This window comes from Sodalis sp. RH14, assembly GCF_047324285.1.
Taxonomy (GTDB): domain Bacteria; phylum Pseudomonadota; class Gammaproteobacteria; order Enterobacterales; family Enterobacteriaceae; genus Acerihabitans.
Map to the genome: position 1 here is coordinate 4,839,701 of NZ_CP178739.1, position 23,036 is coordinate 4,862,736.

The 23,036-nt window shown below is 57.9% G+C and carries 23 protein-coding genes, 1 tRNA gene and 1 pseudogene; 13 read left to right on the forward strand and 12 right to left on the reverse strand.

The window, feature by feature from the left end; all coding sequences use genetic code 11:
• Window positions 1-11: 11 nt before the first annotated feature.
• From rhaD to rhaB, 3 genes are read right to left on the reverse strand one after another with little or no spacing between them, the layout of a single operon-like run.
• Window positions 12-839, reverse strand: coding sequence for a rhamnulose-1-phosphate aldolase (rhaD, locus tag ACL2XQ_RS22030; RefSeq protein ID WP_410013568.1), 828 nt, complete (start codon window positions 837-839; stop codon window positions 12-14).
• 6 nt (window positions 840-845) lie between these two features.
• On the reverse strand, window positions 846-2,108 hold the full coding sequence (locus ACL2XQ_RS22035) for an L-rhamnose isomerase (RefSeq protein ID WP_410013567.1): 1,263 nt from the start codon (window positions 2,106-2,108) through the stop codon (window positions 846-848).
• Window positions 2,105-3,577 carry a rhamnulokinase gene (rhaB, locus tag ACL2XQ_RS22040; RefSeq protein WP_413727704.1) on the reverse strand — a complete coding sequence of 491 codons (1,473 nt, stop codon included), beginning with the start codon at window positions 3,575-3,577 and terminating at the stop codon, window positions 2,105-2,107. The genes ACL2XQ_RS22035 and rhaB overlap by 4 nt, the downstream gene beginning before the upstream one ends.
• A 336-nt stretch (window positions 3,578-3,913) precedes the next feature.
• Between rhaB and rhaS the strand changes: the two genes are divergently transcribed.
• Window positions 3,914-4,741, forward strand: a complete 828-nt coding sequence (rhaS, locus tag ACL2XQ_RS22045; RefSeq protein ID WP_410013565.1) for an HTH-type transcriptional activator RhaS — start codon at window positions 3,914-3,916, stop codon at window positions 4,739-4,741.
• Between the two features lie 105 nt (window positions 4,742-4,846).
• Complete coding sequence (gene rhaR, locus ACL2XQ_RS22050) at window positions 4,847-5,743, forward strand: HTH-type transcriptional activator RhaR (protein WP_410013564.1); 897 nt, start codon at window positions 4,847-4,849, stop codon at window positions 5,741-5,743.
• A gap of 189 nt (window positions 5,744-5,932) precedes the next feature.
• Here the strand turns inward: rhaR and ACL2XQ_RS22055 are convergent, their stop codons facing one another.
• Window positions 5,933-6,931, reverse strand: a complete 999-nt coding sequence (locus tag ACL2XQ_RS22055) for a type IV pilus twitching motility protein PilT (RefSeq protein WP_413739704.1) — start codon at window positions 6,929-6,931, stop codon at window positions 5,933-5,935.
• A gap of 16 nt (window positions 6,932-6,947) precedes the next feature.
• Here ACL2XQ_RS22055 and ACL2XQ_RS22060 point away from each other — a divergent pair, with 16 nt between their 5' ends.
• From ACL2XQ_RS22060 to hemW, 6 genes are all read left to right on the forward strand, one after another.
• Window positions 6,948-7,661 (forward strand): YggS family pyridoxal phosphate-dependent enzyme, encoded by a 714-nt coding sequence (locus ACL2XQ_RS22060; RefSeq protein ID WP_413721429.1) that lies wholly within the window; start codon window positions 6,948-6,950, stop codon window positions 7,659-7,661.
• A 21-nt stretch (window positions 7,662-7,682) separates the two neighbouring features.
• Complete coding sequence (proC, locus tag ACL2XQ_RS22065) at window positions 7,683-8,504, forward strand: pyrroline-5-carboxylate reductase (protein ID WP_410013561.1); 822 nt, start codon at window positions 7,683-7,685, stop codon at window positions 8,502-8,504.
• Window positions 8,505-8,554: 50 nt separating this feature from the next.
• Window positions 8,555-9,109 carry a YggT family protein gene (locus tag ACL2XQ_RS22070; protein WP_410013560.1) on the forward strand — a complete coding sequence of 185 codons (555 nt, stop codon included), beginning with the start codon at window positions 8,555-8,557 and terminating at the stop codon, window positions 9,107-9,109.
• Entirely contained in the window at window positions 9,106-9,414 is a 309-nt protein-coding gene (gene yggU / locus ACL2XQ_RS22075; RefSeq protein WP_410013559.1) for a DUF167 family protein YggU, read from the forward strand. The genes ACL2XQ_RS22070 and yggU overlap by 4 nt, the downstream gene beginning before the upstream one ends.
• Before the next feature lie 72 nt (window positions 9,415-9,486).
• Complete coding sequence (gene rdgB / locus ACL2XQ_RS22080; protein WP_413739706.1) at window positions 9,487-10,080, forward strand: RdgB/HAM1 family non-canonical purine NTP pyrophosphatase; 594 nt, start codon at window positions 9,487-9,489, stop codon at window positions 10,078-10,080.
• Window positions 10,073-11,206, forward strand: a complete 1,134-nt coding sequence (hemW, locus tag ACL2XQ_RS22085) for a radical SAM family heme chaperone HemW (RefSeq protein ID WP_413740542.1) — start codon at window positions 10,073-10,075, stop codon at window positions 11,204-11,206. Before rdgB ends, hemW begins: the two co-directional genes overlap by 8 nt.
• A 144-nt stretch (window positions 11,207-11,350) precedes the next feature.
• Here the strand turns inward: hemW and ACL2XQ_RS22090 are convergent, their stop codons facing one another.
• Window positions 11,351-12,076, reverse strand: coding sequence for a DUF2884 domain-containing protein (locus ACL2XQ_RS22090; protein WP_413739707.1), 726 nt, complete (start codon window positions 12,074-12,076; stop codon window positions 11,351-11,353).
• A gap of 28 nt (window positions 12,077-12,104) precedes the next feature.
• A complete protein-coding gene (gene trmB, locus ACL2XQ_RS22095) occupies window positions 12,105-12,824 on the reverse strand; it encodes a tRNA (guanosine(46)-N7)-methyltransferase TrmB (protein WP_410013556.1) in 720 nt (239 codons plus the stop codon).
• Between the two features lie 169 nt (window positions 12,825-12,993).
• On the opposite strand from trmB, the gene mutY reads away from it, so the two are divergent.
• Genes mutY through mltC form a run of 3 tightly spaced genes read left to right on the forward strand, consistent with a single transcriptional unit; the run spans window position 12,994 to window position 15,492 of the window.
• Complete coding sequence (gene mutY / locus ACL2XQ_RS22100) at window positions 12,994-14,097, forward strand: A/G-specific adenine glycosylase (RefSeq protein WP_413739708.1); 1,104 nt, start codon at window positions 12,994-12,996, stop codon at window positions 14,095-14,097.
• Window positions 14,097-14,369: an oxidative damage protection protein gene (locus ACL2XQ_RS22105; RefSeq protein ID WP_162366945.1), complete on the forward strand. Its 273-nt coding sequence runs from the start codon at window positions 14,097-14,099 to the stop codon at window positions 14,367-14,369. Before mutY ends, ACL2XQ_RS22105 begins: the two co-directional genes overlap by 1 nt.
• 58 nt (window positions 14,370-14,427) lie before the next feature.
• Complete coding sequence (mltC, locus tag ACL2XQ_RS22110; RefSeq protein ID WP_410013554.1) at window positions 14,428-15,492, forward strand: membrane-bound lytic murein transglycosylase MltC; 1,065 nt, start codon at window positions 14,428-14,430, stop codon at window positions 15,490-15,492.
• Between the two features lie 43 nt (window positions 15,493-15,535).
• Here mltC and ACL2XQ_RS22115 read toward each other — a convergent pair whose 3' ends face one another.
• Both ACL2XQ_RS22115 and ACL2XQ_RS22120 read right to left on the reverse strand, forming a co-directional pair.
• Entirely contained in the window at window positions 15,536-17,692 is a 2,157-nt protein-coding gene (locus ACL2XQ_RS22115; RefSeq protein ID WP_413739709.1) for an ornithine decarboxylase, read from the reverse strand.
• Between the two features lie 473 nt (window positions 17,693-18,165).
• Window positions 18,166-18,465 (reverse strand): hypothetical protein, encoded by a 300-nt coding sequence (locus ACL2XQ_RS22120; RefSeq protein ID WP_413739710.1) that lies wholly within the window; start codon window positions 18,463-18,465, stop codon window positions 18,166-18,168.
• Window positions 18,466-18,685: 220 nt separating this feature from the next.
• On the opposite strand from ACL2XQ_RS22120, the gene ACL2XQ_RS22125 reads away from it, so the two are divergent.
• A tRNA-Phe gene (locus ACL2XQ_RS22125) sits at window positions 18,686-18,761 on the forward strand.
• A 47-nt stretch (window positions 18,762-18,808) separates the two neighbouring features.
• Here the strand turns inward: ACL2XQ_RS22125 and ACL2XQ_RS22130 are convergent.
• Together ACL2XQ_RS22130 and ACL2XQ_RS22135 are read right to left on the reverse strand one after the other, a co-directional pair.
• On the reverse strand, window positions 18,809-19,282 hold the full coding sequence (locus ACL2XQ_RS22130; RefSeq protein ID WP_413739711.1) for a hypothetical protein: 474 nt from the start codon (window positions 19,280-19,282) through the stop codon (window positions 18,809-18,811).
• Between the two features lie 578 nt (window positions 19,283-19,860).
• Complete coding sequence (locus ACL2XQ_RS22135) at window positions 19,861-20,091, reverse strand: transposase DNA-binding-containing protein (RefSeq protein WP_413723495.1); 231 nt, start codon at window positions 20,089-20,091, stop codon at window positions 19,861-19,863.
• 259 nt (window positions 20,092-20,350) lie between these two features.
• Here ACL2XQ_RS22135 and ACL2XQ_RS22140 point away from each other — a divergent pair, with 259 nt between their 5' ends.
• Complete coding sequence (locus tag ACL2XQ_RS22140) at window positions 20,351-21,070, forward strand: hypothetical protein (protein WP_413739712.1); 720 nt, start codon at window positions 20,351-20,353, stop codon at window positions 21,068-21,070.
• A 160-nt stretch (window positions 21,071-21,230) separates the two neighbouring features.
• Here the strand turns inward: ACL2XQ_RS22140 and srlR are convergent.
• Both srlR and ACL2XQ_RS22150 read right to left on the reverse strand, forming a co-directional pair.
• Window positions 21,231-21,338: pseudogene (srlR, locus tag ACL2XQ_RS22145) on the reverse strand (glucitol operon DNA-binding transcriptional repressor SrlR); the annotation flags it as partial.
• Window positions 21,339-21,375: 37 nt separating this feature from the next.
• The gene (locus tag ACL2XQ_RS22150) at window positions 21,376-23,034 is read right to left on the reverse strand and encodes a ShlB/FhaC/HecB family hemolysin secretion/activation protein (protein WP_413739713.1); all 1,659 of its coding nucleotides are present in this window, start codon (window positions 23,032-23,034) and stop codon (window positions 21,376-21,378) included.
• Between the last annotated feature and the right edge of the window lie 2 nt (window positions 23,035-23,036).

The following is a 23,036-nucleotide window of genomic DNA, read 5'->3' on the forward strand; positions in this document are numbered from 1 at the left end:
GTACCGGCGCCTTACTCTACATCCAGCGCCGACGCCATCGGCGTCACGCCGAAACGCTGCCCCAGGGCAATCAGCTCGTCGCGGCTGATGGTCTGCTTTTTGCCGCCCATGGCGCGCACCTTGACCATGATTTCGGCCGATTTTTCCGCGGTGTCAATCAGGCCAAAGGCGTCGTCCAGGGTCGGCCCGGTGGCAAAAATACCGTGGAACGGCCACAGTACCAGCGAATGGGAGCGCATCTGCGCCGAGGTGGCGTTGCCGATGCCGTCGGTGCCGGGCACCATCCAGGGCACGATGCCCACGCCGTCAGGGAACACCACCAGGCATTCGGTGCTGCCTTCCCACAGTTCGCGGGTAAAATGCGCGCTGTCCAGTTTCAGCACAAAACTCAGGGCAATCAGGTTGGTGGCGTGGCAGTGCATAATCACCCGGCCGCTGCCCTGCGTCACTTCCTGGCGCACCACGTGCGACTGGAAATGGGACGCCAGTTCCGACGTCGGCAGGCCGCCGGCGGTCAGGCCCCACAGAATGCTGTAGCCGTTGCCCGCGGCGTTTACCTGCAACAGCACCAGGTTATCCGACGGCGATAGCTGGACATTGCGAAAAAACTTACCTGAACCGGTGACCAGAAAATAGGTATTGGCCAGCTCCGGCACCGGCTCGGTCAGCGTTTCGGTGCGCGGCCGGGGCGTGAATTCCCCACGGTACGGCGCCACGTCTTCGGGGGTCAGGCGCAGGCTAACGTTGCCGCCATTACGTTCATCCCAGCCTTTAAGCCACATGTCGGTGGTGGCTTTGACCATTCCCTGTACAAACCAGGAAGTCAGTATTGTTTGCATAGCGTCTTATCCTTTGCGTGTTGTTAACGTTGCGCGTTCATATTCACGCACCGTCTGCAGCCAATCGCCGCCTACCGGCACATTGTGCAATTGGCAATATTTGTCCCATACCGCCTGCCAGGGCAGCGATTTTTGTTCTTCCAGCAGCGCCAGGCGCGCCGTATAGTCTCCCTGCTGCTCAAGTTGGCGCAGTTCTCCGGTCGGCTCCAGCAGCGCCCGCAGCAGCGCTTTTTTCATATTGCGGGTGCCGATGACCCACGCGGCGATGCGGTTGATGGAGGCATCGAAGAAATCCAGGCCGATATGTACGCGGTTAAACAGTTTCTGGCGCACGATTTCCGTGGCGATGGCCTGGGTTTCGTCGTCCAGCAGCACCACATGATCGCTATCCCAGCGTACCGGGCGGCTCACGTGCAGCAGCAGGCGCGGCACAAACAGAATGGCGCTGGAAATCTTATCGGAAATCACCTCGGTGGGATGAAAATGCCCGGCATCGAGGCACAGGGCGGTACCGCGGCTGGTGGCATACCCCAGATAAAATTCACTGGAGCCGACGGTATAGCTTTCCGCGCCGATGCCGAACAATTTACTTTCCACCGCGTCGATATGGTGATTGCGGTCCAGCTTTTCCGCCATCACGGCATCCAGCGCCTCCAGCAGCCGCTGACGGGGCGCCAGGCGATCGATGGTCAGGTCCTTCATGCCGTCCGGGATCCAGATATTCATCACCGACGGCGTGCCCAGTTCACGGCCGAAATAGGCCGAGACGCGGCGGCTGGCCTGGCAATGTTCAATCCAGAACTGGCGGATGCCGTCGTCCGCGTGGGACAGGGTAAATCCGTCGGCGCTCAGCGGATGGGAAAAACAGGTGGGGTTGAAATCCAGTCCCAGATGATGCTCCCGCGCCCAGCTGACCCAGCGGGAAAAATGCTTCGGCTCGATTTCATTGCGCTCCACCTTGCCTTCGGCCTCCAGATAGATGGCGTGCAGGTTCAGGCGTTTTGGTCCCGGGATCAGGCTGAACGCCTGCTCCAGGTCGGCGCGCAGCTCCTGAGCGTTATGCGCTTTGCCGGGATAGTTGCCGGTGGCCTGGATGCCGCCGGTGAGCGCGCCGCCCGTGTTTTCAAATCCGGCCACGTCATCGCCCTGCCAGCAATGCATGGATACCGGCAGGGTATCGAGTAATTCGAGCGCGCCCTCCACATTAACATTGATATCCGCAAACCGCTGTTTGGCCAGGAGCCAGGCTTGTTCAATGGATTGACTCATAATAAAATTTCCTCTTTCAGGTGGCAGAGCGCCAAAAAACGTTGCCAGTGCGTGGCGAAATCGGGATCGGGATTAGGGGTGTAATGGCGTAATGGGAAATTGGCTTCCACCACGCCGCGCCAGTGGGCGACGTCGGCCACCTCCCCCAGCGCCATCAGCTGGCAACCAATATTGCCCAGCGTCGAGGCCTCCACCGGCCCGGCGGTCACCGGTATCCGGCAATTGTCGGCGCAAAGCTGGTTAAGCAAAGGGTTCAGGCTGCCGCCGCCGACGATATGCAGCCGGCTTAGCGGGACGCCGCGAAGCCGGCCCAGTTCAAGCAGTACCTGGCGGTATAACAGGGCCAGGCTGTCGAAAATACAGCGCGCAAGCGCGGCTGCATCCTCCGGCGCCGGCTGTTGCTGTTCCCGGCAGGCCTGGCGAATGGCCTCCACCATTGACGGGGGATTAACAAATCGTTCATCGTTGGGATTAATAAGGCTCCGGCAGGCCGGCCGGGCCGCGGCGGCGGCCAGCAAAGCCTCCAGGTCCGTTATCGCCAGCTCGCTGCACACCCGCTGCAACAGCCATAATCCCATAATGTTTTTCAGAACCCGGTAGCGCCCGTTGACGCCGCCTTCGTTGGTGATATTCATCGCCAGCGCACGGTCGTCGTTAAAGGGACGATCGCTGTCGATACCCATCAGCGACCAGGTACCGGAGCTGAGATAAGCGCAGTTATCGCCATGCAGCGGGGCCGCCACCACGGCGCTGGCGGTATCATGGGACGCCACGGCGATAACCGGCACCGCCTGGCCGCCCGGGCTGATCCAGTGTCCCGGCGTATTGCCGGGCTGCGTGGGCGTGCCCAGCCAACGCCGGGGAATCGCGAGGTAATCGAGCAGGGACGGATCCCAGTCCCCGGTGGCAAGGTTAAGCAATTGGGTCGTGCTGGCGTTGGTGTATTCCCAGTTCAGCGCGCCGGTAAGGCGAAAGTAAAAATAATCCGGGATCATCAAAAGATGCGCCACCTGATCGAGGCCGGCGGGGTGCTGTTGGCGCCAGGCTTTCAGTTGGTACAGGGTGTTGAAGGACAAGAACTGAATGCCGGTGAGCCGGTAAATATGCTCACGCCCCAGTTCATCCAGCACCGCGGGCATAATGCCGTCGGTGCGGTGATCGCGATACGATACCGGGCAGCTTGCCCGTTCGCCCTGCGCGTTCAGCAGCACGTAATCCACCCCCCAGGTATCGATACCGATACTGTCGATAACGGTGCCGGCGCTATCCAACGCGGCCAGGCCAAACAGGATTTCCCGTTCCAACTGGTCCAGGTCCCAGCAATCGTGCCCGTCGACTGAAATAAAGGTATTGGGGAAGCGGTGAATTTGCTTAAGCGTGACGTTTTGCGTGGCTGAATGCCATTGAGCCAGCATGACCCGTCCACTGGACGCACCGAGGTCGACAGCTACGCTATTTCGTACGGCCATAGTGAATATTCCTCTTTCATTCTATGACCGGCAGTGTATTCACAATAATGACGGGCCACCTTCCGGTGAATGCCAACATGGAAGTGCCGGTGGCAGAATAGTAAAGATGAACGTGAAACCGATCACAAAAATAGCATTACCTCAATAACGCAATATTTACGCGGGCAATGAAGGGCATTATTCCCCAGCGCCTGTGATCTCAGCCGCAATTTTGAATATTCACCCGGCCAATCTTTAAAAAATAACCTGAATGTCAGCGATGGCGGTCATTTATTCAAGGTGAAGCCATGGCCAGTCGCCATACTATAAGCACCGAATAACGGTGAGGTGCTGAAGATGACGCTACTTTGCGGTGATGATTTTTTTATTTCCAAAGACGCGACGGTCACCATTGAGCCGCGCGTGCCCCAGGCCGCCTTCCCTGAGCATTATCACGATTTTTGGGAAATAGTGCTGGTGGAGAAAGGCTCGGGTATCCACGTGTTTAACGATCAGCCCTATGTGTTGAATAGCGGCACCGTCTGTTTTATCCGCGCGGACGATCATCATTTATTTGAGAATGTCGATGAGCTGATAATGACCAATGTGCTTTATCGTTCACCGCAGGGTTTCCGGTTTTTAACCGACATCAGCCGTTTCCTGCCGGCCCAGAACCTGCCGGACAGCCAGGTTAACTGGCAGATTAACCATGCGGGCATGCAACAGGCCAAACAGTTTATCCAAACGCTTGCCGAGCTGACGACGGATACGTCGCCCGAAGGCATCGCGGCCAGCGAAGGGCAATTTTTGCAGCTCTTGATTATGCTGCGCCATGGCTGTTTCCAAAGCCAGGGCGAGGGCGATCGCGAGCGGCGCCTGCGCGACCTGCTGCGCTGGCTGCAGCATAATTTCTGCAACGACATCGATTGGATGGCGCTGGCCGAGCAGTTTTCACTGCCGCTGCGCACGCTGCATCGCCAGTTAAAACAGCAGACCGGCATGACGCCGCAGCGTTATCTTAACCGGCTGCGTTTGCTGGAAGCGCGCAAGCGCCTGCTGGAGAGCGACAAAACCATTACCGAAATAGCCCACGCCTGCGGTTTCAGCGACAGCAATCATTTTTCCACCCAGTTCCGGCGCGAATTTTCCCACTCGCCCAAAATGTTGCGTAACGGTGAACACTGAACGCCGGTAGCCGGCGGAAAAATATGACAATTGTCGCCAGTCTCAAGTTTTTAGGTAACCCGTTATGCCATGATCCCTCTCTTGCCCAGGCGTTGAGGGGGTCTGATGGTGTCTAACCTGAAGCTGAGTACCACCGACTATTTCCTGTCGGACAAAAATGCGATTACGGTGGCGGATCGTCATCCGCAGCCGATATTCCCCACGCATTACCATGATTTTGACGAGTTGGTGATTGTCTGGCGCGGCAATGGCCTGCATATCCTCAATGATGTGCCCTATGCCATTACCTGCGGCGATCTGTTTTACGTCAATGCCCGCGATCGCCATAGTTATGAGTCGGTCAATGAGCTGGAACTGGATAATATACTGTATTGCCGCGGCAGGCTGACCCTATCCACGGATTGGAACGCCTTGCTGCCGGGCGAGGAAGCGACGCAGGAACAACGCTACTGGCGGCTTAGCACCCCCGGCATGTCAGTATTGCGCCGCGAGGTGGACGCGCTGGCGCGGGAATGCATGAAAACCGATCCGCTGTCCGTCCTGCTGAGCGAAGCATTATTCCTGCAGGTGGCGCTGCTGTTGAAGCGGTTCCGCCACGCCCCCGACAGTCCGTTGCTTTCCGACGCCGAACAGCTGGACTTGCTGCTGATGGCGCTGCGGGTCAGCATCGAACAGCCTTTCAGGCTGGACGACTTTTGCCACCGGCACCAGCTTAACGCCCGTAGCCTGAAGACGGTGTTCAAGCAGCAGACCGGCATCGGGGTGAATCAGTATTTACGGCAATTAAGACTGTGCAAAGCCATGGATTTGCTGCGCCATGGACAACAGACCATCGGCGAGGTGGCGTCACGCTGTGGTTTCGACGACAGCAATTATTTTTCCGTGGTGTTCAATCAGTCTTTTGGCGTCTCGCCACGGGAATATCGCCAGCGGTTCCAGAAAAACCAGGACGGCAAAAAGCCTTTTAGCGCGGTAAACCCACCCTCTATTGCTTTGAAGTGAAGTACCACACCGCCAGCGCGATCAAAATAAAAATCCAGGTGACTTTTCTCATTTTTTTTCCGTGATTTGCCGTAGTTTGGCGCTTATTTCAGGCCATACCTGTCATGCGCGCTGGTTTTTGGCGATTTTATACTACCACCCCGCTTTTGCAATGGTTATACCCGCGCCGCCCTAAGCCCATCACATATTTTACTGGTAGAGATATTTGCCCGAGGTCATGCGCCGGTAGCTTTGTTCAAACGTCTGCATGCCCTGTGCGTTGCCGGTCTGCAGCAAGCCCGGCAGCAAATGGGTTTTGCCGTCGCGAATAAGATTGCGCACGGCGGGCGTGGCAATCATCAGCTCGAACAGCCCCATGCGCCCGCCCCGCTCCCGGGGAACCAGCTTTTGCGCCATGATGCCAAGCAGGCCGGCGGCCAATAGGCCACGGGCAAAGGCGCGCTCATTGGCGGGAAAGACATCCAGGAGCCGGTCCACCGCCTGGGCGGCGTGGCGGGCATGCAGCGTCGCCAGAACCAGATGACCGGTTTCGGCGGCGCGCAGGGCCAGCCGGATATCCGCCTCGTCGCGCAGTTCCCCCAGCAGGATCACATCCGGGTCTGCGCGCATGGCGGCCCGCAGCCCGGCATTGAAATCCTGGCAATGGCCGCCGATCTCCCGCTGTTGGATCAGGCTGCGCCCGGCGGCATGGATATACTCGATGGGATCTTCCAGGGTAATAATATGGACCTGACGCTGCAGGTTAACATAGTCCACCATGGCCGCCAGGGAGCTTGATTTGCCGCTGCCGGTGGCGCCGGTGACCAGCAGCAGCCCCTGCGGCTGCTTTAGCAGCCCCTTGACCACGGGTGGGATGCCCAGCTCCGCCAGCGACGGGCTTTGCGTCGGTATCAGGCGAAAGGTGGCCGACGTCCCGGTGCGCTGGCGAAAAAAGTGGCAGCGCAGCCGCTGGCGGCTGGAGAGCGTGGCCGCGCAGTCGGCCTGCCCATCGCGCGCCAGCTGCCCGCGTCCGCGTTCATCCAGCAAGCGGTCGCCGCAGGCGATGACCCAGTCTTCCCGTACCGGCGGCAGCTGGTCCAGACAACACAAACCGCCGTCGATACGCACGATCGGCGCCTGGCCGGGACAAAGGTGCAGATCGGACGCATTATGCTTTACACTAAGGGCCACCAGTTCATCAATATCCATATGACCTCCTGAAACCATGAGTACTATCGAGCAGAATCTACAGCAGGTAACAGAACGAATCTCGGCGACCGCGCGTCAGTGCGGCCGCGATCCGCAAGAAATTACCCTGCTCGCCGTAAGTAAAACCAAACCTGTGACGGCTATCGAAGAAGCCATCCGGGCGGGGCAAACCGCCTTTGGCGAAAATTATGTCCAGGAAGGCCTGGAGAAAATCAGCTACTTCCGGCAAAAAGCCGTTACCCCGCCGTTGAGCTGGCACTTTATCGGTCCGCTACAGTCGAATAAAAGCCGGCTGGTGGCGGAGCATTTTGACTGGCTGCATACCCTGGATCGCCTGCAGCTGGCGCAACGCCTGAACAACCAGCGTCCCCCGGCGCTGGCGCCGCTCAATGTGCTGATTCAAATCAACATCAGCGGTGAAGAGAGCAAGTCGGGCATTGCGCCGCATCTCATGGCGGATCTGGCCGCCCAGGTGGCGGAGCTGCCCAGGCTGAGGCTGCGAGGCCTGATGGCCATTCCCGCCCCGCAGGCGGATTATCAGCGCCAGTTGGCGGTTTTCCAGCAAATGGCGGCGCTATTTGCGGATTTGCGCCGCAGCCATCCCGGCGCCGATACGCTGTCGCTGGGAATGACCGACGATATGCCCGCGGCCATCGTCGCCGGCAGTACCCTGGTGCGTATCGGCACCGCGATTTTCGGCGCCAGGGACTATCGCGCACCGATGGCATAACCCATTACCATGAGGAATAGCATGCAACAGCGTAAAATTACCTTTATCGGCGCGGGCAACATGGCCCAGGCCATTATCGCCGGCCTGGTCGCCACCGGTTACCCGGCGGGTTTGATCACCGTCTGCGCGCCGTCGCAGGCCAATCGCCAACGGCTTGCCGCGCGCCTGGGGGTGAATGAAAGCGCCGATAACCTGGCGGGCGCCAGGCAGGCGGAGGTGGTGGTGCTGGCGGTGAAACCCCAGCTGATGGCCGAGGTTTGCGCGCAGCTGCGCCAGGGAATGGATTTTTCCGGCAAACTGGTGCTTTCCATCGCGGCCGGTGTTAACGTTAGCCGGTTTTACGCCCTGCTCGGCGAGACGGTGGCCATTGTGCGCATCATGCCCAATACGCCGGCATTGGTCGGTAAGGGCATGAGCGGCCTTTATGCGCCGGACCAGGTCGGCCGGGCGGATCGCGATTTCACCGCCGATCTGATGGGCGCGGTGGGCAAGGTGTGCTGGGTGGACGAGGAAAGCGGTATAAACGGCGTCATTGCCGCGGCGGGCAGCGCGCCGGCCTATTTTTTCCTGTTGATGGAAGCCATGCAGCAAGAGGCGGTAAGGATGGGCTTTGACCAGGAAACGGCCGGCCTGCTGGTAAGACAGGCCGCCGCCGGCGCCGCCGCCCTGGCCGATGCCAACAGCGCGACCCCGTTTGCCACGCTCCGGCAGAATGTCACGTCCAAAGGAGGCACCACCGCCGCCGCATTACAGGTATTCGAACAACATCAGCTGGCGCAAACCGTAGCCGAGGCCATGCAGGCCGCGGTGGCGCGCGCTGAAGAAATGGAAAAATTATTCTGATTTTTTGCCGTAATCGTGCATTTTAACGCTATTAAGGATATCACCCTCTTATGCTGACGCTGACGTTTCTGGTCAAGACGCTATTTGATTTTTATATCATGGTGCTGCTGCTGCGCATCTGGATGCAGTGGACCCGTTGCGACTTTTATAATCCGTTTTCACAATTTATCGTTAAAATCACCCAGCCGGTCATCAAACCCCTGCGCCGGGTTATTCCCTCCATCGGCCCCATCGATACGGCGTCGCTGCTGCTGGCGTTTATCCTGGCCACGCTGAAGTTTCCGCTGGAAATGCTGATCCAGCTCGGCGGCGTGACGCCCGACCCGCTGTATTTGCTGGTGGGGCTGTTGACGCTGGTAAAATCAGCCGGCCAGCTGATTTTCTGGGTTATCATCATCCGCTCGCTGATGAGCTGGATAAGCCAGGGGCGCAGCCCGATGGATCAGGTGCTCTACCAGCTTAGCGAACCGCTGATGGCGCCGGTACGCCGCATTATTCCCGCCATGGGCGGCATCGATTTCTCCGCCATGGTGGTGATCCTGATCCTGTATTTATTCAACTATATGGGCATGGACCTGTTTCCGACGCTCTGGTACCGGCTGTGATCTGCGCCTGGCTGGACGCGGGCGACGTGGTATTGCGACTTTATATCCAGCCGAAAGCCAGCGGCGATCGGATAGTCGGCCCGCACGGCGACGAGATCAAGGTCGCGATCACCGCGCCGCCGGTGGACGGCCAGGCCAATGAACATCTTACCCGTTTCATCGCCAAACAGTTCGGCGTGGCCAAGAGCCGGGTTATGATTGAAAAAGGCGAACTGGGCCGTCATAAACAGCTGCGGATAACCGAGCCGCCCCGCCTGCCCGCGCTTATCGCGCAACTGCTGGCGGACGACGCCGCCGGCGCCTGAGGCGTGTACCGGCATCCCCGGCGCCGGGCTTGCCCCGCCTGGCACGAATGACCCCTTTTGTGGACAGATGATATGCAAAAAGTAGTACTGGCCACCGGCAACGCCGGCAAAGTGGCCGAACTGGCGGAATTACTGGCGGATTTCGGCCTGGACGTGGCGGCGCAAACCGCCCTGGGCGTCGACTCCGCCGAGGAGACAGGCCTGACCTTTATCGAAAACGCCATCCTCAAGGCGCGCCATGCGGCGGCGGCCACCGGCCTGCCGGCCATCGCCGATGATTCGGGCCTGGCGGTGGACAGCCTCGGCGGCGCGCCGGGCATTTACTCCGCCCGCTACGCCGGCGCGGCGGCATCCGATCGGCAGAACCTGGAAAAACTGCTCGATGCCCTGAAGGACGTGCCGGACAACGAACGCGGCGCCTGTTTTCACTGCGTGCTGGTATATCTGCGCCATGCGCTTGATCCCACGCCCCTGGTGTGCCACGGCATCTGGCGCGGCGTCATCAGCCGCGCGCCGTCGGGCGCCGGCGGTTTCGGCTATGACCCGGTATTTTACCTGCCGGATGAAAAGCGCACCGCCGCCGAGATGACCCGCGGGGAAAAACAGCGCGTGTCCCATCGCGGCCAGGCGCTGGCGCAGTTGCTGGGCGCCCTGCGTGATGCTTAGTTTGCCGCCGCTGAGCCTGTACATCCATATTCCGTGGTGCGTACAGAAATGCCCCTATTGCGATTTCAATTCCCATGCGTTGAAAGGCGAAGTGCCGCATGAAGAGTACGTCGGCCATCTGCTGGCGGATCTGGATCAGGACGCCGACTATACCGGCGGCCGGGAAATCGGCACTATTTTTATCGGCGGCGGCACGCCCAGCCTGCTGAGCGCGCGGGCTATGCAGCTGTTGCTCGACGGCGTGCGCGCGCGGCTGCCGGTGAGCCCCGCGGCGGAAATCACCATGGAGGCCAACCCCGGCACCGTGGAGGCCGACCGCTTTCACGGCTACCAGCAGGCGGGGGTTAACCGTATCTCCATCGGCGTGCAAAGTTTCCAGCCGGAAAAACTGGTGCGCCTCGGGCGCATCCACGATGCGCAGGAAGCCCGGCGCGCGGCGCAGCTGGCCGCCGGCCTGGGGCTGCGCAGCTTTAACCTGGACCTGATGCACGGCCTGCCCGATCAAACGCTGGCGCAGGCGCTGGACGACCTGCGCCAGGCTGTGGAACTCGAACCGCCCCACTTGTCCTGGTATCAGTTGACCATCGAGCCGAATACGCTGTTCGGCTCGCGTCCGCCGGTTTTGCCCGACGACGACGCGCTCTGGGATATCTACCAGCAGGGAAATGCGCTGCTGTTCGCCGCGGGCTACCGGCAATATGAAACCTCGGCCTATGCCAAACCCGGTTTCCAGTGCCGCCACAACCTCAACTACTGGCGTTTTGGCGATTACCTGGGGATCGGCTGCGGCGCCCACGGCAAATTAACCCAGGCCGACGGCCGCGTGCTGCGCACGGTGAAAGTGCGTCATCCGCGCGGCTATATGCAGGGTAAATATCTGGACAAGCGCTATGCGGTGGCGCCGGCGGATTTGCCGTTTGAATTTTTCATGAACCGTTTTCGCCTGCTGGAGCCGACGCCGCGCGCAGAGTACGCCGCCTTTACCGGGCTGGATGAAAGCACGGCGCGCGAAGCGCTGAATCACGCGCTGGCCGGGGGCTATATTACCGAAAGCCCGTCAGCGTGGCAGGTGACGGAAAAAGGCAAGCTGTTCCTGAACCCGCTGCTTGAGCTGTTTATGGAATGACGGGGTCCGCCCCGCGCCAATAATTCAGGCGCCTCCGGCCGCGGGAAGAGCGTCCCGGCGGGGCGGTGTCGCCGGGCGCACGGTGGGCAGCCTCTACGCCGGCGTTGACAGGCCGGCTGCGGTTGCAACCGTCCGCCGGGCGCGTTATTGCGGCAGGGATTTCAGCAGATCGCTGCGCTGGCGCTCCAGATGGGTCACCCGCTGGCAGACCTGATCGCCGAATTGCTTGAATTCCTGTTCCTGGTTGCTCCACTCCGCCTGAATGGCTTTTTGCAAGCCGCCCAGATTGCCCATCACCGACTGCAGCGGGCTGTTGCCGGTGGCGGCGTTCATCGTCTGCTTAACGCCCATCTCGTTGAGGCTGTCCTGCACCACGCCGCCCATGCTTTGCTGCACGATGCGCTGGCCGTCCTGCTGCACCTGATCAATGGCCTGATGATGGAAGGCCAGTCCTTCGCTGCGATGCTCCAGAATGCGGTTCATCTGCTGCTTCAGCTGTTTATCAAGCGTGGTCAGCCGGTTACGCACGTTGCTGTCGCTGCCCAACTGCTGCACGATAACCCTGTCCAGCGCCACGCGGCCTTTCTCCAGATGAGCCTGGGCGCCGTTGTCAATCCAGGGCAGCTGTTGACGTATCTCCGCCTGGTAATCCACCGCCTGCTGGCGCGCCCGCGCATCCAACGCCACCTGCTGGCCGTTACGCACCACGTCGCCGTTGCGGCTGATGGTCACGTTGCCGCTGGCGCCCACCACCTGCACGGTCTGCGCGGTGATAAAGATATCGTCCTGCGGTTTTACCTGGCACTGATAATCCGCCTGCGCCTGCCAGGCGGTTAACATCAAGATACCCAGAACTGCTTTGCGCAACATACGTTCTCCTGAAAATAAAGGTCAAACATCAGACACTTTTTTCGAACATTAAATCCCAAACCCCGTGGCCTAATCGCTGGCCCCGCTGCTCAAACTTAGTTAACGGCCGGAATTCGGGACGCGGGACGTAGTCCCCTTGTTCGGAAAGATTATGGAAATGCGCCACGTCGCTCATCACCGCCAGCATATGCTCGGCGTAGGGCTGCCAGTCGGTGGCCATATGGAACACGCCGCCGGCCCGCAGCTTGCGCCGCACCAGCTCGGCAAACGGCGTCTGCACGATGCGCCGTTTATTATGACGGGCCTTATGCCAGGGATCGGGAAAGTAGAGTTGCACCAGGGCCAGGCTCTCGTCCGGGATCATATGCTCCAGGACTTCAATGGCGTCGTGACACATCACCCGCAGGTTGCTGATGCCCGCTTCGCGCGCGCTCAGCAGGCAGGCGCCGACGCCGGGCAGATGCACCTCGATACCCAGAAAATCCTGTTCCGGATGCGCCGCCGCCATCTCCACCAGCGACGCGCCCATGCCGAAGCCAATCTCCAGGGTGAGCGGCGCCTCGCGCCCGAACAGGGACGCCGGCGCGATCGGCTCGGGCCGGTATTCGACGCCCATGGCCGGCAACAGCGTATCGATTGCCAGCTGCTGGCCTTTGGTCAGGCGGCCCTGGCGGCGCACAAAACTGCGGATGCGGCGCAGCGGCCGTCCCTGGTCGTCAAATTCATGGGAGATAACGTCATTGCTCATAGTAGTTTCGTTTTAGGCAAATTGATTGGCAATCGCGCATTATGCAAAGATAGCGTTGATTAGCAAGTGGCCGGTACCGGAAAGTTCCTGTTTACAGTATGGCAACTCTGTGCTGGAATCGCTGCCTGATATTTCGAGCCAAGACCTGCCGGAGAGTAATACCCCACCGATGAGACAAGCGCAACTGTTCGCGCAACAAGTGCTGGAATGGTACCGGCGCTTCGGGCGCAAAACACTTCCCTGGCAGCAGGACAAGACGCCGTACAAGGTCTGGCTGTCGGAGATCATGTTGCAACAAACCCAGGTCGCCACGGTTATCCCTTATTTCCAGCGCTTCATGGCTAAATTTCCGACGGTCGGGTCGCTGGCGGCGGCGCCGCAGGATGAAGTGCTGCATCTGTGGACCGGGCTGGGCTATTACGCCCGCGGGCGTAATCTGCACAAAGCGGCCCAGCTGATTGCCGACCGGCACGGCGGCGTCTTCCCCACCGCTTTTGCAGACATCACCGCCCTGCCCGGTATCGGCCGTTCTACCGCCGGCGCGATATTATCACTGGCGCTTGGCCAGCATTATCCTATTCTTGATGGCAATGTGAAGCGTGTTCTGGCGCGTTATTTTGCCGTCGGCGGCTGGCCCGGCAAAAAAGAGGTCGAGCAGCGGCTGTGGAGCCTGAGCGCGGAAGTGACCCCCGCCGAGGGCGTCGGGCAGTTCAACCAGGCCATGATGGACCTGGGCGCGCTGGTGTGCACGCGCACGCGGCCGAAATGCGAGCTGTGCCCCCTTAATACCGGCTGCGAGGCCTATGCCGCCCACAGCTGGGCGCTCTATCCGGGCAAGAAGCCGCGCCAGGCGTTGCCGCAAAAAACCGCCTGGTTCCTGATGCTAAAGTCCGGCCAGCGGATTTGGCTGGAACAGCGCCCGGGCGCCGGCCTGTGGGGCGGATTATTCTGCTTCCCGCAGTTTACGCAACGCGGGGAACTGGCGGCCTGGCTGCAAAGCCGCGGCCTGGATATCGATCAGGGCGAGCAGTTGACGGCGTTTCGCCATACCTTCAGCCATTTCCACCTGGATATCGTCCCGGTGTTGTTAAATACGGACGGCGCGCAGCGCTGCATGGATGAAGGCGCCGGACTCTGGTATAACTTAGCGCAACCGCCATCGGTGGGACTGGCCGCGCCGGTCGAGCGCCTGTTGCTGCAAGCGGGTAAATTACCCGCAGGCGCGCCGCAGCCACCGGTCTTGGGCCATCCCGCCAACAAAGAGGAACAATAATGAGCAGAACCATCTACTGTACTTTTCTCAAGCGAGAGGCCGAAGGCCAGGATTTCCAGTTTTATCCGGGCGAGCTTGGCAAACGCATCTTTGACAATATCTCCAAGGAAGCCTGGGCGCAGTGGCAGACCCGGCAGACCATGCTGATTAACGAAAAAAAACTCAGCATGATGAACGTCGCCGACCGTAAAATACTGGAACAGGAGATGATTAAGTTTCTGTTTGAAGGCCAGGATGTGCATGTCGAAGGGTACACGCCGCCTAAACCATAATGATAGATGAGCGCTCGCAGGCCCATTATGCCTTTCTTGTCCTGACACGGCCCGTAAGATGAAGAAAATTGTAGCATTGCTGGTGATTGCGCCCCTGTTGTTCTCGTGTTCCAGTCATAAAACCGAAGACAACGAGGCCTATGTTAAAGATACCAATGGTTTTGATATTCTTATGGGGCAGTTCGCCAATAATATTGAGAATATTTGGGGCATCAACGAGGTCCTGATTGCCGGACCGAAGGATTACGTTAAATACACCGATCAATACCAGACCCGCAGCCATATTAATTTTGACGCCGGGACCATTACCATCGAGACCATTGCCGGCGATCCGGCGTCGCATTTGCGCCAGGCGATTATCAGCACGTTGCTGATGGGCGACAACCCCGGTTCCATCGATCTCTATTCCGACGTCAATGATATCCAGATCAGTAAGCAGCCCTTCCTGTACGGCCAGGTGGTGGATAACAACGGCGATCCCATCCGCTGGGAATGGCGCGCCGCCCACTTTGCCGATTACCTGCTGCAAACCCGGCTGCAGCAGCGCACGTCCGGCCTGCATCAAATCTGGTCGGTGACTATCCAACTGGTGGCTAACCACCTGGATAAACGCGCCCATAAATATCTGCCGATGGTGCGTAACGCCTCACAGAAATATGGCGTGGATCAGTCGTTGATCCTGGCGATTATGCAAACCGAATCCAGTTTTAACCCCTACGCGGTCAGTCATTCGGATGCGCTGGGCCTGATGCAGGTCGTCCAGCACAGCGCCGGACGCGACGTGTTCAAAATGAAGGGCAAATGGGGCCAGCCAAGCCGTAGCTACCTGTTCGATCCGGAAAACAACATTGATACCGGCACCGCCTATCTGGCGCTGCTGCAGTCCAGCTACCTGGCGGGGATTGTCAATCCCACCTCCCGGCGCTATGCGGTGATTACCGCCTATAACGGCGGCGCGGGCAGCGTGCTGCGGGTTTTCTCCAGCGACAAGAACCGCGCGTTCTCGGTCATCAACAACCTGGATCCGGATGAGGTTTACCAGAAACTGTCCACCCAGCATCCGTCCGCGGAGTCACGGCGGTATTTGTATAAGGTGAGCAGTTTACAGAAACACTACCGCTAAGTGATAAACCCCTCCGCGGCCCGATAACGCGGCCGCCGGGGGGCTAGTTGCCGATAACGTGGCCGTACAGGCGCTGTAGGCCATCCTCTCCCCGCACCGCGTAAACCCCCTGCAGTTCCGGCGAAAAGCCCGGCAGCAGGTTTAACCCCTCCTCCAGCGCCAGGAAATAGCGCTGCGCCGCGCCGCCCCACACTTCGCCGGGCACCACGCACAGCACGCCCGGCGGATACGGCAGCGCCCCTTCTGCGGCAATACGTCCTTCCGCCTTGCTCACCGGCACCAGTTCCACATCGCCGCGCACAAAGGCCATGTTGGCTTCCTGGGGATTCATCGCCACCTGGGGCAGGTAGTCATGGCGGAACATTTCCCGCTGCAGCTGCTTCACATCGAAGCTGACATACAAATCGTGCATTTCCTGGCACAGGCGGCGCAGGGTATATCCCTGGTAGCGGTCGGGATATTTTTCGCAGATGCTGGGCAATACGTCGCCCAGCGGCGCATCCTGTTCGATATAGCGCTCGAATTGCGCCAAGGCCGCCGTCAGCCGGCGCATTTTCGGCGCGTCTTCCGCCGGCGTCAGCAGGAACAGGATCGAATTGAGATCGCATTTTTCCGGCACGATATTATTTTCGCGCAGATAGGTGGCAAGGATGGTGGCCGGTATCCCAAACGCCGAATAATTCCCGCTCACCCGGTCGATGCCGGGCGTGGTCAACAGCAGTTTGCAGGGATCGACAAAGTACTGGTTTTGGGTGTAACCGCTAAAGGCATGCCAGGACTCTCCCGGCACAAAATTAAAGAACCGCACGTCATGGGCCATGGCGTCGGTGTCGTGATCCTGCCAGCGCTTGCCGCCGACGCGATCGGGGATAAAGGGCTTGATAAGGCGGCACTGCGCCAGCATGTTCTTGCGTGTATCGATGCCAAGCTTAACGCAGTCCAGCCACAGGCGCCTGCCGGCGGCCCCTTCGTGCATTTTGGCATTGATTTCCAGCGCGGCGAACAGCGGGTAAAACGGACTGGTGGACGCATGAAGCATAAACGCGTTGTTGAAACGCTTATGGTTGCAAAAGCGTTTCTGCCCTTTGATATGCGCGTCTTTTTTATGGATTTGCGACGTTTGCGAAAAGCCGGCCTGCTGTTTATGCACCGACTGGGTAACAAAGATCCCGGGGTCATGTTCATTGAGATCAAGCAGCAGCGGTGAACACTGCTCCATCATCGGGATAAACTGCTCGTAGCCGACCCAGGCGGAATCAAACAGAATGTAATCGCACAGATGGCCGATTTTATCCACCACCTGGCGGGCGTTGTAGATGGTGCCGTCATAGGTGCCAAGCTGGATGACCGCCAGGCGGAACGGACGCTGCTGCGCGGCGCGCCAGGGAGCGATTTCCTCCACCTGGCGGCGCAGGTAACGCTCGTCAAAGCAATGGGCGTCGATACCGCCGATCAGTCCGAACGGGTTGCGCGCGGTTTCCAGATAGACCGGCGTCGCCCCCGCCTGTATCAGGGCGCCGTGATGAACCGATTTATGGTTATTGCGATCAAACAGCACCAGATCGCCGCGGGTCAGCAACGCGTTAGTGACGACCTTATTGGCCGACGAGGTGCCGTTCAGCACAAAATAGGTTTTATCCGCATTAAACACTTTGGCGGCAAATTTTTGCGCTTCCTTCGCCGAGCCTTCATGGATCAGGAGATCGCCCAATTTAACATCGGCATTGCACATATCGGCGCGAAACATATTCTCGCCGAAAAATTCATAAAATTGGCGCCCGGCGGGATGTTTGCGGAAAAACTGGCCGCCCTGGTGGCCCGGGCACGCAAAGGTGCTGTTGCCCATGGCGACATATTGCGTCAGGGTATCAAAAAACGGCGGCAGCACGCCCTGCTGGTAGCGCGCGGCGGCGGCTTCCAGTAGCGGCCCGTGGTCTTCCGCGCCGCTCAGGATAAGCAGGCCGGTCTGCGGCGGCAAGGCGACATCAGCGGCGTGCTCCCCGCTCTCCACGGCGATAAAAGCCGGAATCGACAGCCCGGTATTGCGCAAAATGCTGAGTACGCCCGCGCGCGCGTCCGCCACGGAAACGACCAGGGCCGCGACATCGGTAAAATCGGTGCTATCCAGCGGCACGATATCCCGCGCGGTAGACAAACGATCGGCAAAGGCCGCACTGGCCGCTATTTTTAATAATTTCATGTCACCAATCCCAAAGGTTAAGGATGAGTGTATGTGCCTGAGAGCACGCGATGGGAGAACAACGTATCTTCCCGCATAAGATGTCTTCGCTGTTTCCGCTTGTGAAAACAGCGCGTTATCGGAAACACTGGTATTAACAGCAGCCGATAAGCATCAGTAAAAGCAGAGCCAATCTCTGTTTTTACGACTGCTTAACAGGAAGCCGGGATATACCCTCACCGCATGGTGAGCAGGGGTGTACTTCGGAGGTGAAGATCGTTTGGGCAAATATCGGATAACACCAGGCATAGATGCCCGACGCTATAACGCAGCAGCATGGAATGTATCATACCGGCGGCTCCCAAAGACCTTGCAGCAGTGATAAGAGAAATTTGCGCAATAATTGCATTTTTTTACGCCGGGTTCAAGCAAAAATATTGCCAATAAGCAAAAGCAAATTTGATATTAACCATATGATAAACAATAAATTTATATTATTCAGTTAAATTATGACATATCTTATTTCTCCACCGCCTTAAAGTCATCGCGTTATATGCCCATAACCCGGGCTCCAGCGAAGAGGAATGCGTGGATAAAGTCTTCCTGTACCTGGCCTGCTTACCTGCCTCATCCGCCATCCCATAAGAAATACCGCGTCCCCCAGGCCCGTCAGCGCCGGCCAGGATGGCGTGATTGACACTAAACAGCGCTTCAACTTTTTCCATTCGCCAACCAGGCATGATCATAATGATCAATAAAATATGTTTATCGCCACGTATCAATACCGGTGCCATAATCAGAAATAGCCTTAGCGTATTTTCGCTATAGAAAATAATGAAATAATCGCATCCGGAAAAAGGACGCTATCCCGTATTACCCTGGTTTTTTACGCCGCCAACCCGGATACGCCTGCGGGCGGCGCAACGCTGACTGCGTGAAAACTCGCCGATCGAGCGGATAAAGATGATAAAGCCGTTGACGTCATCCCGGCGATACGGTTTAATGCGCCCCGTTGCCCGGATAGCTCAGTCGGTAGAGCAGGGGATTGAAAATCCCCGTGTCCTTGGTTCGATTCCGAGTCCGGGCACCATGATTTAAAGAAACCAGCCTAACGGCTGGTTTTTTACTTTCCACCATTCAGTATTCCGGAACCCTGTTTACTTCCTCGATAAATTTTATCCCGTCTACGGTGCGTATCCAGCGCGGCGCGCGCAGTTCATCGGCGAAATACACCACCAAATCAAACAGCAGCCCGGCCAGAAACGGCTCCATCTCCGGCGATAATTTACGCTCCGCCAACAACCGCGCCAGCGCCTGGCCGTATCCGCAGAGCAGATCGGCATCGGGCTCAAAGCGAGGCGAGGTTATGGGCAGGTCATCCACGGTCAGGCTTGCCATCAGATGAGGCGGAATGGCATCGTCCAACGTGGGCCGCAGCTGCGCCAGGCAACGGTCAAGCCGTGCGCTGAGCGCCTGGCGCTGCGCCGGGTCGTCGTTTTGCAGCAAAGCGTCGGCAAGGTTCTCACAATGGCCTGCCAGAACGGTGAAATCAGTGGTTGAATCGAACGGGATGGAAAGTAACGCGTGAGCATGCGTGGGGATCGTAGCCATAAGGCTGCCTCCAGTGAGTGACGAAGTACTCCCACCACCAGAGGTTCCAATCTCAGGGTGGTGGACTGAACAGGGTTGGAACTACCGGCCTCACTGACACCGGCGCACCTTGCGGTGCCCCCGCCCAGCCCACCATAATTTTGGTATAACTAAGCGCGCGACATAAAAAAAGACGCGATGGCGTCTTGTCGCCAATGAGGTTTATCGGGGTTCCAATCCCGGCGCCTGATTTTGCAGGCGCAGCTAAAAGATACCGTTAACGGTGATTAACCGCAAGTGATTTTCAGGCAAAGGAATGGTCGTTATAAATCCATTTAAACATTTTTTATCAAATAGTTACCTAATAAATATTCAAGCTGCACTATGCTCCGTATCTCGGCCCCGTTATCTCGGCAGTGGGTTGCCGATATCGGCATGGCCGTTTTAAATTGTTTATAGGGATCATTGGTGAATATCAATTAGGGCGAGAAATAAGTTTGTCATGACATTGAGGTCAACTTCTTTCATCGACAGCTTATGGCGGCGGCTAGAACATGGACAACACTGAGCTCTTTCTGCTAACTGAAGAAAAAACATTATCAGGGATAAGCATTCAGTGCGTGTATCCGTTGGCAGGTGACTGCGAAATGATCCTGCAACAGGCGCTGCTCATCACTCCTGTCGCTGGAAAGAAACCGGTAAGCGGCTGTTGTCGCTGCACGATCCTGGCAGGAAAAACGAAGGCTGTTGCCCATTCCGCACCAGAATTTTTGCCTCAAAGATTTAAAGCGACTGGCATGGCGGCGATCGCTAAACACCGAAGAATTCATTTCTTCATCTAGACATGAGTGCGAAACGTGTTCCTGATTAACCACTGTTCAGCCATCCCTGTAAATAACTTTATCCCATTATCCTTATGATTATATTAGTATAATTTTGGGTAGTTGCAAGACTGGGCACACGCTTACCCAGCAGATGCAACAACCGGCAAAATCACTGTCTTCCCCTTGTGTATAGGGCATATTATCGGAATGTTGTATATATTGTAGATATCAGATATATAGTTAAACTATCACAAGGAGTCAGATCATGATCACACGAGAAAAAGGCTCTACTTTCAAAGTCATGGCAATCCCCGCAGACAATATCTCGTACTTTAAAACTGATGACGGACATGCTGACATGACTATTACAGTGCCGGACTTCTATGATGACCAGGAAGATCAGACAGAGCTGTACTATGTACTGAAACGCCCTCCCGCCATTGATGACATAACCTTTAAAATTGCGCTTGATGCCGCTTTCCGTGCCGTAACCGGGATGAGCCAACGTCCCAAGACCTCACAGACAGCAATTGCTTCAGTAAAGGTTAAGACCGGAGGCGGGCAAAGGAGCGCAGGGACAACCAACACAGAACGTCTCGAGAAACTTAAAAAGATCATCCTGAATGACAGTGAGTGGCTACCTGCTCAGGAAGTTTCACGCCGAGGGGGGGCCAGTGCCGATGTGAAAAACCCCAGCGGGTTACCAAATCGCTGGAAGCGGGCCGGAAAGATTTTTGCCATAACATCGGAAGGTAGGGACCTGTATCCGGCTTATGCGCTGGATATCGGTGGACAACCCCTGCCACTGATGAAAAAGATCATAGAACTGTTCGGGGAAACAAAAACACCATGGTCTCTGGCCGTTTGGTTTGGCACCCCCAATAGCTGGCTGGGTAATAAAAAACCCAAAGACTTCCTGACCTCAGCGCCGGAGCAGGTATTGGAAGCCGCATTACGGGCTAAGGAGGGGCCAGTCCATGGTTAAAAAAATCAAAATCCCCGGAAAAACCGATGTCCTTTCGGCCATGCTAATAACCTGGTCGATGAAATGGCTCTGGTTCTTGTCCCCAGACATTTCACATAGATAAAACAAAACTACGTGTGAATAACAATATCATGACGATTTAGAGAGGCTTTAACGGAATATTCACCGCCGTCAGATTGCAGACCACATCAGGGCTTTTGCGGCCAAACTTGGAAGAACCTACCAGCGGAATCCGCTGCTGCGCGGCGTTGTGCATTGCCTGGCTGACGCCGCGCAAAACCCGACTTACGGCGTAACGCTAACCGTCAAAACGAGCGACTAACCCGCGCCCACACCCGCGGCGTACGATCCACGTCGCTTTGTGCATCGGCATTACCCAGCTTCCATGCCGCGACCGCCATCAAATGCCAGTTGCCGGCAGACAATGTCGAGCCCACGCCCGTAGCGGAAAGGCTGCGGTGATTTTCACCGTCAACCCACGTGTCTTTGTTCAGCCGCACTTCGCCATGGTCGACGAAGGTGAACAGTTGCGCGATCTCGGTCAGGGCGTAACGCAGTTCGACGTTGGCCACATAACCTTGGTCGCCCTGTGCTTCGCCTTCTGGATAAGCCCGTACGCCATACGCGCCGCCGAGGCTGATTTTTTCAGAGGAGTCAAGGTTGCCGCCGGCCCATTGGCCTTGGAGCTGACCATAAAGACTGATCCGATCCGTCAGGCGCTGCAGGCGCACGACGCTGGGATTGATCTTCTGGAAGGTGCCGCGAGTCTTGGCAGTTTGATCGTCCAGCACTTTGTCTTGCTGGTTATCCAGCGTCAGGTTGCCTTGGCTCCAGGCCAACGAGAACGCATTCGAACCGCCACCCAAAAAATTGTCGCGGGCGGTGCCGTTGAGGCTGGCGGTCACGACATGCGAGTGTTTGTTGCTTTTGTAGTCGTAAAGATCGATGTCATCTTTTAAGCGTTTGTCATCGAATTGCAGTTGCGCAGTCAGGCTGAAATCCCGGGTGCGAATCAATGGCTGCTGCACAAACACGCTGGCAATCTTCGCGTTGCCAGAGGCATCAAGATGGTCGAAATTCTTGGCCAGCTGATAATTCATGTCCGAGTAAGCGACGCCGATTTGGGTCGCCCACGGACCGATCGGCAACTGATACGCCGCCCGGTAGTAACGCTGATCTTCATCAGAGCCCATGATCCGCATGCTGGCCTGATCGCCAATGCCCAACGGGCTGGCGAGGTTCAGCGTGCTGCCTAGGCGATATTCACCGGTGAAGCGGTTGCCATAGTTATCCAGATCCACTTGGCCCGACACCATCGGCGCCGAGCGGGCATCCACCACCAGGTCGCTGGCGCCCACGGCTGTGCCGGGTTTCAGCGTGGACCGGACTTCGACGCCGGGGGTTTCCTGAAGCAGCAACAGACTGCGCTCCAGGGTGCCGGCGCGCACCGCGCCCCCGTTTTTCAGCGCGCGGAGCGGTGCCGCCAACGTGCCGTCGCTGATGCGCGACGCGTTATTGAGCGTCACTTCGCCAAAATGGCCTTCGAGCACGGCAATGGTGACGATGCCATTTTCCACGTCCTGGGCCGGCAAATAAGCCCGCGCCAACGGGTAACCTTTGTGTCGGTAAAACAGGGTGATACGCCCGGCAGCTGCCTGCAACTCACCAAAGCTGACCGTGCGATTTCGCAGGTCGGCCAACAATGGCAGCAGATCGGCGCTGCCGATTGCCTGATTGCCGGTCAACTTGAATTGCGCGACCTGCATTGTCGGCCCGCTGGTCGTCGGGTTGGTGTCCGGCTTGTCGGGAAGGTTCAGATCCAGCGTCTGGCGCGGCGGTAACGCCGGCGGTTTCGTTTGGATCTCACGGATCGATTGACCCGCGTCCGGCGCAATTTCAGCCTTGGCCGCACCCGCAGTTAACGTCAGGAGAGCCAGGGCAATGGGAGTAAGGCGGATACGCATGA

Coding starts and splice junctions, on each gene's coding strand:
- rhaD (WP_410013568.1), bottom strand. CDS start 839: ATGCAAACAATACTGACTTCCTGGTTTGTACAGGGAATGGTCAAAGCC.
- ACL2XQ_RS22035 (WP_410013567.1), bottom strand. CDS start 2,108: ATGAGTCAATCCATTGAACAAGCCTGGCTCCTGGCCAAACAGCGGTTT.
- rhaB (WP_413727704.1), bottom strand. CDS start 3,577: ATGGCCGTACGAAATAGCGTAGCTGTCGACCTCGGTGCGTCCAGTGGA.
- rhaS (WP_410013565.1), top strand. CDS start 3,914: ATGACGCTACTTTGCGGTGATGATTTTTTTATTTCCAAAGACGCGACG.
- rhaR (WP_410013564.1), top strand. CDS start 4,847: ATGGTGTCTAACCTGAAGCTGAGTACCACCGACTATTTCCTGTCGGAC.
- ACL2XQ_RS22055 (WP_413739704.1), bottom strand. CDS start 6,931: ATGGATATTGATGAACTGGTGGCCCTTAGTGTAAAGCATAATGCGTCC.
- ACL2XQ_RS22060 (WP_413721429.1), top strand. CDS start 6,948: ATGAGTACTATCGAGCAGAATCTACAGCAGGTAACAGAACGAATCTCG.
- proC (WP_410013561.1), top strand. CDS start 7,683: ATGCAACAGCGTAAAATTACCTTTATCGGCGCGGGCAACATGGCCCAG.
- ACL2XQ_RS22070 (WP_410013560.1), top strand. CDS start 8,555: ATGCTGACGCTGACGTTTCTGGTCAAGACGCTATTTGATTTTTATATC.
- rdgB (WP_413739706.1), top strand. CDS start 9,487: ATGCAAAAAGTAGTACTGGCCACCGGCAACGCCGGCAAAGTGGCCGAA.
- hemW (WP_413740542.1), top strand. CDS start 10,073: ATGCTTAGTTTGCCGCCGCTGAGCCTGTACATCCATATTCCGTGGTGC.
- ACL2XQ_RS22090 (WP_413739707.1), bottom strand. CDS start 12,076: ATGTTGCGCAAAGCAGTTCTGGGTATCTTGATGTTAACCGCCTGGCAG.
- trmB (WP_410013556.1), bottom strand. CDS start 12,824: ATGAGCAATGACGTTATCTCCCATGAATTTGACGACCAGGGACGGCCG.
- mutY (WP_413739708.1), top strand. CDS start 12,994: ATGAGACAAGCGCAACTGTTCGCGCAACAAGTGCTGGAATGGTACCGG.
- ACL2XQ_RS22105 (WP_162366945.1), top strand. CDS start 14,097: ATGAGCAGAACCATCTACTGTACTTTTCTCAAGCGAGAGGCCGAAGGC.
- mltC (WP_410013554.1), top strand. CDS start 14,428: ATGAAGAAAATTGTAGCATTGCTGGTGATTGCGCCCCTGTTGTTCTCG.
- ACL2XQ_RS22115 (WP_413739709.1), bottom strand. CDS start 17,692: ATGAAATTATTAAAAATAGCGGCCAGTGCGGCCTTTGCCGATCGTTTG.
- ACL2XQ_RS22120 (WP_413739710.1), bottom strand. CDS start 18,465: ATGGCACCGGTATTGATACGTGGCGATAAACATATTTTATTGATCATT.
- ACL2XQ_RS22130 (WP_413739711.1), bottom strand. CDS start 19,282: ATGGCTACGATCCCCACGCATGCTCACGCGTTACTTTCCATCCCGTTC.
- ACL2XQ_RS22135 (WP_413723495.1), bottom strand. CDS start 20,091: ATGAATTCTTCGGTGTTTAGCGATCGCCGCCATGCCAGTCGCTTTAAA.
- ACL2XQ_RS22140 (WP_413739712.1), top strand. CDS start 20,351: ATGATCACACGAGAAAAAGGCTCTACTTTCAAAGTCATGGCAATCCCC.
- ACL2XQ_RS22150 (WP_413739713.1), bottom strand. CDS start 23,034: ATGCGTATCCGCCTTACTCCCATTGCCCTGGCTCTCCTGACGTTAACT.